Source organism: Pseudomonas sp. GD03944, from assembly GCF_029839275.1.
In the GTDB taxonomy this organism is placed as follows: domain Bacteria; phylum Pseudomonadota; class Gammaproteobacteria; order Pseudomonadales; family Pseudomonadaceae; genus Aquipseudomonas.
The window spans coordinates 267,656-279,394 of the sequence record NZ_JAOCAH010000007.1 but is presented as its reverse complement, the minus strand read 5'-3'; the positions used below and the strand labels follow the sequence as shown (position 1 = coordinate 279,394).

The following is an 11,739-nucleotide window of genomic DNA, read 5'->3' as shown; positions in this document are numbered from 1 at the left end:
CCGAGCAATGCAACGGCCTGGGCCGAGAGGCTGTAGGCGTCGTCGTGAATGCCCAGCCAGTCGAACTCGAAGAACGCCACCGGACGCGTCCCCAGGACACCGGCTTCCTGCAGCGCAGCCACGCCATGCCCGGCGAACACCACCGAGAGCACGCACAGCAACACTGCATTGACCCCGAAGAAGGTGGCCAGTGGCAGCTTGCGCGAACCGTTGAGGATCACCCAGGCCAGGCCCAGGAGCAGCACCAGGGCCGTCGCCGCGCCCGCCAGGACCATGCCATGGCCAGCCGGGCCGGCCTGCAGCCACAGGGTCTCGTAGAACAGGATGACTTCGAACAACTCGCGGTAGACCGAGAAGAACGCCAGCACCGCGAAGCCGAAGCGACCGCCGCCACCGACCAGGCTGCCGCGGATGTAGTCCTTCCAGGCCGCCGCGTGGCGACGGTCGTGCATCCACACCCCGAGCCAGAGCACCATCACGCTGGCGAACAGCGCCGTGACGCCTTCGAGCAGCTCGCGCTGCGCGCCGCTGACATCGATCAGGTAGGCCGCCAGCGCCCAGGTCGCCACCCCGGCCACCAGGGCCAGGCCCCAGCCGATGTGGACACTGCGCACCGCCTGCTCCTGCCCGGTGTTGCGCAGGAAGGCGAGGATCGCCGCGAGCACCAGGATCGCCTCCAGGCCTTCACGCAGCAGGATCAGCAGGCTGGACACGAAACTCAGCGAATCCGACAGCCCGTCGCTGTCGAGCAGCGTGGCCGAGGTCGCCAGTTCGACCTTGGCCTGCTCCAGACGCTGGGCGGCCTGGGGCACGGGCAAGCCGTCCTGCAAGGCCTGCCGATAGGCCATCAGGGCGCGCTCGGTGGTCTTGCGCTGGGCCGCATCGAGGTTGTCCAGGGCGCTCTCGACCAGCTCGAAGCCTTCCAGGTAGGCGCCCACCGACAGGTCATAGGCCTGCTCGTGGTCACCCGCCCGGTAGGCCGCCAGGCTCTGTTCCAGGGTCGAGCGGGTGTGCTCGATCAACTGCAGCGGGCCACGCTGCTGGGCCGGCGGCTGCGCCCGCTGGGCACGAAATGCCGCGGCCCGGGCCTCGCCCTGGGTGGCGACGACCTCGGCGGGCGTGGTGCCGGCCAGCGCGGCGAGGGGGAATGTCTCGCCCTTGGCGCTGGCATCGGCACTGAAGCCGGCGATATAGCTGGCCAGGTCCCAGCGCTGCCGGTCATCCAACTGGTCGGCGAAAGCCGCCATGTCGGTGCCGTCGATGCCCAGGCCGATGGTGTTGAACAGGTCGTAGAGGCTCAGCCGGTCCATGCGCGCCGCGTCGCGCAGGTTGGCCGGCGGCGGCTCCAGGCCGAGACCGGCCGGCCCGTCACCCGCCCCGCTGTCGCCGTGGCAGACGCTGCACTGCTGGGCGAACAGCGGCGCACCACGGGCCGGGTCGGGGGTGATGGCCGGGGTCTGGCTGACGTTATAGGCCGTGGCGAGGGTCGCGGCCAGCTGGCGCGCCTGCTGGGCCACCTGGTTGCCGTCGGCCCGCTGTTCGATCGCCTGGCGCAGGGCCACGACGCCCTGCTGCAGTGCAGGCTGCTCGTCGCGCGCCGGCAGCGCCACGACCAGCCCTTGCAGGACCGCGAGAAACTCCAGTTGCTCCTGGTATTCACCGCTGTCGACGACCTGGCCGCTGGCCACGGTGGCGGGGTAATCGACGCTCAGGTAACCGAGCAGGTGCAGAGCTTGTGCCGCGCCATCGACGGGCTCGGCCAATACAGCCAGGCTGCAGAGGGCCAGAACCGGCAGCAGCAACCAGCTGAAAAAACGCATGGGGGAAGTCATATAGGAGCCAGTCCTAAATACGAATGGATGGCATTGAATTGTTGCCTTCCTAACGATTTTCCTCAAGCCGTGATCCGCTCGGCTCCGCGACCGATTGTCGCAAGCACCGGCGATTCCGGCAGAGGGCGTCAGGCCATTCGTTCAGGCTCAGCGGCGATAGAACGGCGTGCAGCGCTCGCGCACGGCGACGGAAAGGCTGTCGTCCGCCAGCTCGATCAGGTCCAGTTCGAGCTCGTCCGGCAGCAGGTTGGCGACCAGGCCGGCCAGCCGGCGTTGCGCCGCGACACCGGTGGCGCTGACGGCCAGCAGCAGGCGAGGCTGGGCGCCCATGGACGGATCACGCACAGCAGCGAGGTAGGCCTCGGCCACTGCCAGTTCGGCGCAGGCCACGCTGAGGGCCTGCTCCAGCGGAGGGTGGCGCAGGGCGGCGATGGCCAGGTCGGAATCGCCTTCGTACTGAGCGGATTGGGTGGAGGTGGACGGCATGCGGCGTGCTCGGCTGGCAAAAAACCCAGCCTAGGCAGTTGGGCAGCCACTGTCGCGGTACCGGTTCACGACTGTGGCATTGCGTCCGTCAGGCCGGCGCGCGGCGCACCGTCGCCAGCAGCGCCGCAGCACCGACGAACAGCGCGGCGAAGGTGCGGTTCATGATGCGCTGCTGGCGGGGCGTGCGCAGCACCCGCAGGACCCGCGCCGCCAGGCCGGTGTAGCCGGCCATGACGATCAGGTCGACGCAGATCATGGTCACGCCCATCACCAGGTACTGGGGCAGCAGCGGCGCATGCGGGTTGAGGAACTGCGGCAGCACCGCCAGCATGAAGACGATGGCCTTGGGGTTGCTGAAGTTCACCAGGAAGCCGCGCAGCACCAGACTCAGCGGCCGACCGACCGGACGCTCGGCGGATTCGCTGGCCAGGTCGCTGGGCAGCGCCTGCCACTGGCGATAGGCGAGGAACACCAGGTACGCCACGCCAAACCATTTGATCAGGCTGAAAGCCAGGGCCGACGCCGCCAGGATGGCGCCGACGCCCGCCGCGACGATGGCGATCTGCAGCGCCAGGCCGACCTGCAGGCCCAGGGCGTTCCAGTAGCCACGCACGAACCCGTACTGCAGCCCGGCCGACATCGAGGCGATGGCCCCGGCACCCGGCGACAGGCTGATCACCCAGCAGGCCACAAAGAACGCAAGCCAGGTTTCCAGAGCCATGGCGACTACCTCGAAGAAGGGAAAACGGAAAGGCCTAGCCTACCGCGCGCCGGTCATGCCGGCGAGCGTGGCATCAGCTTTCGATCTTGCGCGCCGTCGGAATTTCACCGTTGCGCCAGCGCCGCACCGCCTTCTGGAAGAACAGGCTGTTGGGAATCTGCACCCAGGTCCCCGGCGCATCGCCGGACAGGTCTTCGAGGGTGGTGTAGAACAGGTTGATGGCCAGCACCCGGCCCCGTACGCCCGGCTTGTCGGCACTCTCTATGACCTCGACGCAATCGCCGATGCGGAACGGCCCCAGGGCGAAGATCAGCAGCGCGCAGAACAGGTTCGACAGCACGCTCCAGATGGCGAAGAAGGCGATCGCGGCGACCGCCACGAAGCCGGTCAACGCGGTCCACAGGACCTGGGCCGAGACGCCCAGGCGTTCCAGCACCATCAGGAACGCACTGCCCAGGATCAGCCAGCGCACCAGGCCGCGCAGCGGCATCAGCAGCTCCGGCGGCAGCTGCGGGTAACGGTTGCCCAGGCGGGTGATGCCGCGGGTGAGGATGCGCTGGGCCAGCCAGGCCAGGAACAGGATCAGCACCACCTGCCCGGTGCGCATCAGGGGTTGGCTCCAGGCCATGAACCAGGCCCAGTCGAGCATCTCGAAATTCAAACCATTGCCTCCAATTCACGTTGCAACGCTTCCAGCGTTTCCAGGGCTTCCAGCCAGCCCTCTTCCAACACGGCTTCGCGGCCCTTGAGCTTGGCCTGCTCGGCCAGCAGGTCGCGCAGCTCGTCCTTGCGTGCGGCCTCGTACAACGCGCTGTCGCCGAGGCGGGTTTCGATACCGGCCAGTTTTTCCTGCACCTGGCCCAGCTCTTTTTCCAGTTTTTCCGCCTCGCGCTTGTGCGGCGCCAGCTGCTGACGCAGTGCCGCGGCGGCCTGGCGCTGGGCGCGCTTGTCGGTCTTGTCCGGGTTGGCCTCGACGCTGCTCACCGGCGCCTGCCGCGCCCGGTAATCCACCAGCCAGCGGGCGTAGTCGTCAAGGTCGCCATCGAACGGCTGCACCTTGCCATCGGCCACCAGCAGGAACTCGTCGGTGGTGCTCTTGAGCAGGTGACGGTCGTGGGACACCACCACCACGGCCCCGGCGAATTCCTGCAGGGCCATGGTCAGTGCCAGGCGCATTTCCAGGTCGAGGTGGTTGGTCGGTTCGTCGAGCAGCAGCAGATTGGGCTTGCCCCAGGCGATCAGCGCCAGGGCCAGGCGTGCCTTCTCGCCACCGGAGAAGTTGAGCACCGGCTCGTCGCAACGTGGGCCGCGGAAATCGAAGCCGCCGAGGAAGTCGCGCAGGGTCTGCTCGCGCTCGGCGGGCGCCAGGCGCTGCAGGTGCAGCAGCGGGCTGGCCTTGTCGTCGAGGGCGTCGAGCTGGTGCTGGGCGAAGTAGCCCACCACCAGGTTCTCGCCGCGCTGCAGGTGGCCGCTCAGCGGCTGCAGCTCGGCGGCAAGGTTCTTGATCAGGGTCGACTTGCCGGCGCCGTTGGGGCCCAGCAGGCCCAGGCGTGCACCGGGCGCCAGGCCCAGCTTCACCTGCTCGAGAATGACTTTGTCGCCATAACCGAGGCGGCCCTCGCTCAGGCTGAGCAGCGGGCTGGAAATCTTGTCGGCCTCGCGGAAGCTGAAATCGAACGGCGAATCGACATGGGCCGCCGACAGCTCCTCCATGCGTTCCAGGGCCTTGATCCGGCTCTGCGCCTGGCGAGCCTTGGTCGCCTGCGCCTTGAAGCGGGCGATGTATTTTTCCATGTGCGCCCGCTGCGCCTGCTGCTTCTCGTAGGCCTGTTGCTGCTGGGCCAGGCGTTCGGCACGGGTACGTTCGAAGGCGGTGTAGCCGCCGCGGTAGAGGGTCAGCTTCTGCTGCTCGACATGGGTCACGTGATCGACCACGGCATCGAGGAAGTCACGGTCGTGGGAAATCAGCAGCAAGGTGCCCGGGTAGCTCTGCAGCCACCCCTCCAGCCAGAGGATCGCGTCGAGGTCCAGGTGGTTGGTCGGTTCGTCGAGCAGCAACAGGTCGGACGGGCACATCAGCGCCTGGGCCAGGTTGAGGCGCATCCGCCAGCCCCCGGAGAAGTCGCCGACCCGCCGGTCCATCTGCACGTTGTCGAAGCCCAGGCCGGCCAGCAGCTTGCGGGCGCGGGCGTCGGCCGAGTAGCCATCGGCGCTGTCCAGCTCGATGTGCAGGCGCGCGATGGCGGCACCGTCCTGGGCGGCTTCGGCAGCGGCCAGTTGGTTCTGGATCGTGCGCAGGTTGAGGTCGCCGTCGAGCACATAGTCCACGGCCACGCGGTCGAGGTTGTCGACCTCCTGGCGCATGTGGGCGATGCGCCAGTCGGCCGGCAGCAGGCAGTCACCGGCATCCGGTGTCAGCTCACCGCGCAGCAGGGCGAACAGGCTGGATTTTCCGGCGCCGTTGGCACCGATCAGACCGGCTTTGTGACCGGCGTGCAGGGTCAGCTCGGCGCCTTCTAGCAGGCGCTGGGGACCACGCTGTAAAGTGAGGTTCTGGAGTCGAATCATAATGGCCGCGGAGTCTACCAGACTCGCTCGCCGCATACCCGGAAAGCACCATGTCCACTGATCTGTGGCGTTTCGCCGAACACCTCTACCAGCGCCCCGGCATCGAAGCCGCCTGCCTGCACCTGCAGGGTGAGGGGGCTGATGTGTGCCTGCTGCTGTGTGCGGCCTGGCTGGAACAGCGGAAGGTGGCATTCGGTCCGGCGCGGGCCGAACAGCTGCGGCAGCTGGCCCTGCCCTGGCAGCAGGAGGTGGTGGTGCCCTTGCGGCAGATCCGTCAGCGCTGGCGCACGGCGGCCCTGCACGACACGGCCCTGGCGGCACTGCGTGAGCGACTCAAACGACTGGAACTGGATGCCGAACGCGAGCAGTTGGAACGTCTGGCGGCGGTCAGCTGTGATTGGCCGGAGCAGGCAGCGGAGGAACAGGTCATGTGGCTCGAGGCATTGGCCCCGCACCTGACGGACGAAGACCGCGATGCGCTGCAGACGCTGCGCACCGCGGCCTCGCAGATCAGTCCTTAGGAAGCGACCGGCGGGGTGGTGCCGGTGCTGGCCGCAGGCGTCGCCGGTGCTGCCGGAGTCGCGGTAGCGGCAGGCGCCGGAGCAGCGGCCGGTGCTGGCTTGGCAACCGGTTTGGCTGCTGGCTTCACGGCCGGCTTGGCGACAGCAGGCTTGCTCGCTGCAGGCGCCTTGGCCGCGACGGGCTTGGCGGCCGGTTTCGCCACGGGCTTTTTCACCGCGGGCTTGGCCGGAGCCTTGGCGGCGGGCTTGGCCGCTGCGGCAGTCGGTTTCGCAGCGGGCTTGGCCGCGGGTTTCGCAGCAGGCTTGGCAACCGGCTTGGCGGCGGCCGCTGGCTTGGCAGCAGGTTTCGCAGCAGGCTTGGCTGCAGCGGCTTTGACAGGCGCCTTGGCCGCTGGCTTGGCAGCAGCCACAGCAGGCTTCTTGGCGGCGGGTTTCGCTGCCGGCTTAGCAGCGGGCTTCGCGGCTGGCTTGGCAGCTGCAGGCTTGGCAGCGGGTTTCGCCGCTGGCTTGCTGGCGGTCTTGGCAGCCGGTTTGGCCGCAGGCTTCGCAGGTGCTTTTGCGGCCGGCTTGGCAGCCGGTTTGACGGCAGGCTTGGCGTCGCGGGCGACCAGTGCCTTGCCGGCAGCTTCTTTCACTTTGCCCACACCCTGGGCGAGCTTCAGGCTTTCCTGGGCATCGCGCTTGAGCTGCACGATGTAGCCACGGGTTTCGGTCTGGCGGGCTTTCAGGGTGTCGAGCGAATCTTCGAGTGCAGCCACGGCGGACTTGGCCTTGCTCTGGGCCTTGGCCTTGCCGGCCTTCGCCGCTTCCTGCAGTTTGCCACGGGCCTTGTGCAGTTTTTCTTGGGCGCTGCCACGCTGTTTTTCCAGCTTGGCCAACAGCTTTTCAGCATCGGTCAACGCTTGCGAGCAGGCACTTTCGAGGTGTTCCAGCAGGCTGCTGGACAGTTGCTGGAGCAGATGCAGCGGGGTACTAACCGACTTCTTCTTGGCGTTCTTAGTGGCCGACATGGCGTGCCTCCTAGCGGGTGTAGATGCAGCCCATACTAGACGCCTGCGTCACGCGCCGCTAGTCAGCGCGTTGAGCGAGGGTGCGGGCCTGGCATATTCTTCGCCCGCCGCTACTGGAGAATGTCCATGCAACGTGTCGCCCTGCTGCTTTTCTGCCTGATCACACCCCTCGCCCACGCCGAGCCGGATGCCGATGAACTGGCCTATAGCCTGGGCGTGCGACTGGGTGAGCGCCTGCGTGACGAGGTGCCGGATCTGCAGGTCCAGGCGCTGGTCGACGGCTTGCGCCATGCCTACCACAACGAGCCGCTGCGCCTGGACGAAGCACGCATCGAATCGCTGCTGGCCGAACACGAAGCGCACCTGGCAGCCGTCCCCGAACGCATCGAGCGCGCCATCGCGGCGGAGAAACGTTTTCTGGCCAACGAAAAGGCCAAGCCCGGCATGCGCGAGCTGAAGGATGGCGTGCTGCGGCAGGAGTTGCGGGCCGGCTCGGGACGCAAGCCGACCGCAAAAAGCCGGGTGCAGGTTCGGTATGTCGGGTCGCTGGCCGATGGCAGCGAGTTCGATGAGAGCCAGGCGCCCCAGTGGTTCCGCCTGGACAGCGTGATCGCCGGCTGGCGCACAGCGCTTCAGGAGATGCCGGTCGGCGCGCACTGGCGCCTGGTAATTCCGTCGGCCCAGGCCTACGGTGCCGACGGGGCGGGCGACCTGATTCCGCCCTACTCGCCCCTGGTGTTCGAGCTGGAACTGCTCGACACCCGGGACTGAGTGCACGCCGGATCAGAGTGCGGCAGCGGCCTTTTCCTGATGGGCGTTGTGCAGCACTTCGATCAGGCAGTCTTCCAGCTCGAAGCGTTCGTGCAGCAACTGGCCGAGGCGCTTGAGCTCCTCACCCAGCGAGCAACTGTCGCGGCTGTCCTTGCCATCGCAGCGGTCGTTGAATGACAGCGCGACCTCGGTGATCGCCTCGATGCGCGGGTAGATCTGTTTGGCCAGTTCGAGGCCACGCTGATCGCCGAAAGCCTTGGCTTCGTTGGTCAACTGTTCGTAGACCTCGAAGTGGCCGGCCGACACATAGTCCACGAGAATTTCGCAGAAGCGTTCGACGGTTTGTTTGTCGGCGTCGGGCGCCTGCTGTGCCTGGCTGGCCGCCGCATAAGCCGCAACCAGCTCATGGCGCTCCTTCAACCAGCGGTCGATCAGCAGGTGAACCCCACCCCAGCGTTCTTGGGCGTTCTGACAACTCTCGAGCATGATGACCTCACTTCCCTTATCGGTTCTGCTGTTATACGTCCGATCCGAGACGGTTTTTTGTCAATCGGTACATGGTCTTGGGAAGGCAACCGTCATAACGGCAAGATTCCGACGGTGCATGCGGGCCAGATTATGCCCGCCAGCGGACACCATCAAGGCGCTTCGGCGAGAAAATTTCATACGCCCGTTTGATACGCTGCCCGCATGCCGCATGGCTTGCGCGTGCGCAACGCCCCCGAGGACGGTGCCTGCCGCCGGTCGGTGCGCAATGGGCCGAGGCGTGGATGGCGAGCGAGAAAATCAGGAAATATCAGCGACGGCGCAGCAACTGGTACAGGCAGAAAATCAGCATGCCGACGAAGCCGAGCAGGCTCCACTCCGGAATGCTCAGGCCGAGCAGGGTCCAGTTGACCTCCGCACAATCGGCCGAGCCGCGCAGCACCAGGCTCACGATGTCCTGGAACGGCAGCGCCTCCATCATGTAGTCGAGGCTGGGCAGGCAGGGGGGCAATTCGTCCACCGGCACGCCCTGCAGCCAGGTCTGCCGCCCCGCGGCACCCGCACCGACCGCGGCGAACAGCAGGGCCAACCCCGCGTACAGGCGCTGCCCCAGGCGCGCCGGGCGATGCAGCGCGGCGATCAGGCACACCAGGCCGAAACCGATGACGCAGATGCGCTGCAGGATGCACAGGGGGCAAGGTTCCAGCCCCACCACGTGTTCCAGGTAGAGCGCGGCCCCCATCAGGACAACGCAGCCGACGAAAGCGAGGAAGAACGACGAACGAAGGCTGGCCAAGGACATGGCGACTCAGTGAGAGGACAAGGCGCTTACGGTAGAGAAAGCGCACCGGCCTTTCAAGGCGCTTGGCGAACGGGGCCGGGCGAGTCGTCCCACGAAAGGTGCCGTGTGTCCGCTGGCACCTGCCGCGTGGGAAAACCCGCCTCGAATCAGCCGGCCCGTTCGAGCCGGGCCGGGCCACTCAGGCGTCGATCGAGCAAGCCCAGACCTTCCTGGAACAGCTGGTTGCTGCGCTCGACCTCGCCCAGCTGGGCGAGCAGGCGCGCCAGCTCGGCGCAGGTTTCCGGGTGCCGCTCGAAGGTCAGGCTGCTTTCCAGGTATTCCTTGGCCTTGCCCCACAACTGGTTCTGCAGGCTCAGTCGGCCGAGCGTCAGCAGCAGGCCGGCGTCGTCCGGGTGCTCCTTCAGCCAGCCTTCCGCCGCCTGTAGCTGGCGGGCGGAATCGCGGCCGCGCATCAGGCCGTAGAGGCGCACCAGGTGGCTGTCGTAATGGCGCTTGAGCGCTTCGTGCAGCACGGCCTCGGCCTCCTGCTCGGCACCCAGTCGGCGCAGCTGGTCGGCGTAGGTGGCGATCAGTGCCGGTTCCTTGCGCAGGGCCGGGGACAGCTGCTGCCAGGTCTGCTTGAGGGCTTCCTGGGCATGCTCGGTGGTGTCGCCCGGGGTCTGGCCGCCGGACAGCTGGCCAAGCCAGGCCTGACGCTCCAGGGTGCTCAGCTCGGCATCGCCGAGGGCCTTTTCCTTGCGCAGCTCCGGCAACAGGCCCAGCAGGCCGGCCCAGTCGCCACGCTGCAGGTAGACCTGCTGCATCTGACGCAGCACCAGGTGATGCCGGGGATGGCGCTCACGCATGGCCTGCAGGGTTTCCAGGGCGTCATCGGTCTGGCCACGTTCCTGCTGCAATTCGGCGTGGGTCAGGGCGATGGCCAGCTCGGCCTGGGGCTGGCGGTGCAGCGCCTGTTCGATCAGCGCATCGCTGTCGGCGTGATGCCCCTGGCGATTCGCCGCGCGGGCGGCGCCCAGCAGGTACACCAGCGGTTGCGGGTCGTCTTGCGCGGCACGCTGCAGGTGGCGCTGCGCGCGGGACCAGCGCCCTTCCGCCAGGTCGATGAAGCCCTGTTCGGACGCCAGGCGCGTGCGCCGCCCGCGGTGCAGGCGGGACCAGGGGTTGACCAGCCCGCCGGAGGTCACCAGCAAGCGCAGCAACAGACGCAGCAGGTAAAGCACCAGCAGCCCTACCGCGACCAGGGCGAGGAAGGCCCACAGGGTCGACTCGTAGCGGAACCCCTGGTAGGCGAACAGCACGTAGCCCTTGTGTTCGGCGATGGCCAGGCCCAGCAGCGCGAGGCCTGCGGCGATCACCAGGATGGCGAGCAGCAGATAGACGCGCTTCATGGGCGGGCGTCCTCCGAGCCGGTATCAGCGGCGGGCGCCGCCTCCTGGCCGTCGCGGGCGGACTGCTTGCGCTCGATGTAGGCCTGCAAGGCCGTGAGCGACTGGCTGAGGTCCGGGGCGGCCACTTCGATGGGCTGGTCCACCAGTTCGCCGATCCGGGCACGCAGGGCGCGGCTGTTCGGGTTGTCACGGTTGAAGCTGCCGTCCAGCACATCGCCGGCCTGGGTCAGCGCCTGGCGATAGACCTGGGTCTGGCCATGCAGCGCCGCCCACTGCGCCTGCTCCAGGGACAGGCTCAGGGCCAGCCGGACCTGGGCCAGGCTCTGGCCCGCCAGCAACGGCCGGACGTTCTGGTCGGCATTGAAATCGATACGGAAATACTGGGACAGGGTCTGCAGCGTGCCGGACCACCAGTTGGTGCCCTCCGCTTCTGCCGCCAGTTCGCTCAGCACCCCGCCATCGGGGTCGAAGTCCGGGTTGAGGCTGTTCAACTGGACGGCCTGCTCACGCAGGGCGCCCAGCTGCAGGAACAGCCCAGTACGGTCCGGATTGACCGTGGTGCGCAGGGCTTCGAGGCTCTTGGCCAATTGTTCACGGGCGGCGAACGAGGCCGGATCGTTCTGGTCGCGCAGGATTTCGTCGGCGCCTTGCACCAGGGCTTCGGCGCTGGCGATGTCCTGCAGGGCCGACAGGCGCAAACTGGCCAGGCGCAGCAGGTGCTCGGCCTCGGCCAGGCGCCAGTCCTGGCGGCTGGCGCCCAGGACGGTTTCAAGACGCTGGTTGAGCAATTGCTGATCACCCTGCAACTGCGCCACCAGGCGGCGGCGCTCCTCCAGTTCATCGGCCGACGGCAACTGCTTCAGGCGGCCGTCGAGGCGCTCGGCGCGCTGCCCCAGGGCAGCGGCCTGGGTGCGGGCCTCATCCAGCTGGGCAAGCTGTTGCTGATCACGCGTCTCCAGGGCACGCACCTGCCAGACACCCCAACAACCGATGCCGACACCCGCGACGCCCACCAGCAGCGCCAGGATGGCCAGGCCGTTGCCACGCGATGCCGGGGCGGCGGCAGGGGCCTCGGCGGATACGGACACAGGGACCTCCTGTGCCGGTTGCTGCTGCTCTTTCGGGGGAGTCGCTTCGCTCACGTATCCATCCTT

Annotated in this window: 12 protein-coding genes; 2 read left to right on the top strand and 10 right to left on the bottom strand. The window is 67.6% G+C overall.

The window, feature by feature from the left end; translation table 11 throughout:
- The 5 genes from N5C28_RS13745 to N5C28_RS13725 all read right to left on the bottom strand — a co-directional run.
- The coding region (locus tag N5C28_RS13745) for a cytochrome c/FTR1 family iron permease (protein WP_279823058.1) at positions 1 to 1,820 on the bottom strand (1,820 nt) is incomplete at its 3' end.
- A 159-nt stretch (positions 1,821 to 1,979) separates the two neighbouring features.
- The gene (locus tag N5C28_RS13740) at positions 1,980 to 2,318 is read right to left on the bottom strand and encodes an enhanced serine sensitivity protein SseB C-terminal domain-containing protein (protein ID WP_279823057.1); all 339 of its coding nucleotides are present in this window, start codon (positions 2,316 to 2,318) and stop codon (positions 1,980 to 1,982) included.
- Positions 2,319 to 2,406: 88 nt separating this feature from the next.
- Positions 2,407 to 3,039: a homoserine/homoserine lactone efflux protein gene (gene rhtB / locus N5C28_RS13735; protein ID WP_279823056.1), complete on the bottom strand. Its 633-nt coding sequence runs from the start codon at positions 3,037 to 3,039 to the stop codon at positions 2,407 to 2,409.
- Between the two features lie 73 nt (positions 3,040 to 3,112).
- Positions 3,113 to 3,688: a mechanosensitive ion channel family protein gene (locus tag N5C28_RS13730; protein ID WP_279823067.1), complete on the bottom strand. Its 576-nt coding sequence runs from the start codon at positions 3,686 to 3,688 to the stop codon at positions 3,113 to 3,115.
- Between the two features lie 8 nt (positions 3,689 to 3,696).
- Entirely contained in the window at positions 3,697 to 5,607 is a 1,911-nt protein-coding gene (locus tag N5C28_RS13725) for an ATP-binding cassette domain-containing protein (protein ID WP_279823055.1), read from the bottom strand.
- 50 nt (positions 5,608 to 5,657) lie between these two features.
- Between N5C28_RS13725 and N5C28_RS13720 the strand changes: the two genes are divergently transcribed.
- Positions 5,658 to 6,128: a TIGR02444 family protein gene (locus tag N5C28_RS13720; protein ID WP_279823054.1), complete on the top strand. Its 471-nt coding sequence runs from the start codon at positions 5,658 to 5,660 to the stop codon at positions 6,126 to 6,128.
- On the opposite strand, the gene N5C28_RS13715 is transcribed toward N5C28_RS13720, so the two are convergent.
- On the bottom strand, positions 6,125 to 7,138 hold the full coding sequence (locus N5C28_RS13715; RefSeq protein WP_279823053.1) for an AlgP family protein: 1,014 nt from the start codon (positions 7,136 to 7,138) through the stop codon (positions 6,125 to 6,127). The two genes, N5C28_RS13720 and N5C28_RS13715, sit on opposite strands and share 4 nt — an antisense overlap.
- A 126-nt stretch (positions 7,139 to 7,264) precedes the next feature.
- Between N5C28_RS13715 and N5C28_RS13710 the strand changes: the two genes are divergently transcribed.
- Positions 7,265 to 7,909, top strand: a complete 645-nt coding sequence (locus N5C28_RS13710) for an FKBP-type peptidyl-prolyl cis-trans isomerase (RefSeq protein ID WP_279823052.1) — start codon at positions 7,265 to 7,267, stop codon at positions 7,907 to 7,909.
- Between the two features lie 12 nt (positions 7,910 to 7,921).
- On the opposite strand, the gene rsd is transcribed toward N5C28_RS13710, so the two are convergent.
- The 4 genes from rsd to N5C28_RS13690 all read right to left on the bottom strand — a co-directional run bounded on the left by rsd (position 7,922) and on the right by N5C28_RS13690 (position 11,673).
- Complete coding sequence (rsd, locus tag N5C28_RS13705) at positions 7,922 to 8,395, bottom strand: sigma D regulator (RefSeq protein WP_279823051.1); 474 nt, start codon at positions 8,393 to 8,395, stop codon at positions 7,922 to 7,924.
- A 310-nt stretch (positions 8,396 to 8,705) separates the two neighbouring features.
- Positions 8,706 to 9,197, bottom strand: coding sequence for a disulfide bond formation protein B (locus N5C28_RS13700; RefSeq protein WP_279823050.1), 492 nt, complete (start codon positions 9,195 to 9,197; stop codon positions 8,706 to 8,708).
- A gap of 146 nt (positions 9,198 to 9,343) precedes the next feature.
- Entirely contained in the window at positions 9,344 to 10,585 is a 1,242-nt protein-coding gene (locus N5C28_RS13695) for a heme biosynthesis HemY N-terminal domain-containing protein (RefSeq protein WP_279823049.1), read from the bottom strand.
- Complete coding sequence (locus tag N5C28_RS13690) at positions 10,582 to 11,673, bottom strand: uroporphyrinogen-III C-methyltransferase (RefSeq protein WP_279823048.1); 1,092 nt, start codon at positions 11,671 to 11,673, stop codon at positions 10,582 to 10,584. The genes N5C28_RS13695 and N5C28_RS13690 overlap by 4 nt, the downstream gene beginning before the upstream one ends.
- Positions 11,674 to 11,739: the final 66 nt, after the last annotated feature.

Excerpts from the sequence above, each read along its gene's own strand:
- rsd (WP_279823051.1), bottom strand. The coding sequence starts at position 8,395 with ATGCTCGAGAGTTGTCAGAACGCCCAAGAACGCTGGGGTGGGGTTCAC.
- N5C28_RS13730 (WP_279823067.1), bottom strand. The coding sequence starts at position 3,688 with ATGCTCGACTGGGCCTGGTTCATGGCCTGGAGCCAACCCCTGATGCGC.
- N5C28_RS13715 (WP_279823053.1), bottom strand. The coding sequence starts at position 7,138 with ATGTCGGCCACTAAGAACGCCAAGAAGAAGTCGGTTAGTACCCCGCTG.
- N5C28_RS13720 (WP_279823054.1), top strand. The coding sequence starts at position 5,658 with ATGTCCACTGATCTGTGGCGTTTCGCCGAACACCTCTACCAGCGCCCC.
- N5C28_RS13740 (WP_279823057.1), bottom strand. The coding sequence starts at position 2,318 with ATGCCGTCCACCTCCACCCAATCCGCTCAGTACGAAGGCGATTCCGAC.
- N5C28_RS13710 (WP_279823052.1), top strand. The coding sequence starts at position 7,265 with ATGCAACGTGTCGCCCTGCTGCTTTTCTGCCTGATCACACCCCTCGCC.
- N5C28_RS13695 (WP_279823049.1), bottom strand. The coding sequence starts at position 10,585 with ATGAAGCGCGTCTATCTGCTGCTCGCCATCCTGGTGATCGCCGCAGGC.
- rhtB (WP_279823056.1), bottom strand. The coding sequence starts at position 3,039 with ATGGCTCTGGAAACCTGGCTTGCGTTCTTTGTGGCCTGCTGGGTGATC.
- N5C28_RS13700 (WP_279823050.1), bottom strand. The coding sequence starts at position 9,197 with ATGTCCTTGGCCAGCCTTCGTTCGTCGTTCTTCCTCGCTTTCGTCGGC.
- N5C28_RS13725 (WP_279823055.1), bottom strand. The coding sequence starts at position 5,607 with ATGATTCGACTCCAGAACCTCACTTTACAGCGTGGTCCCCAGCGCCTG.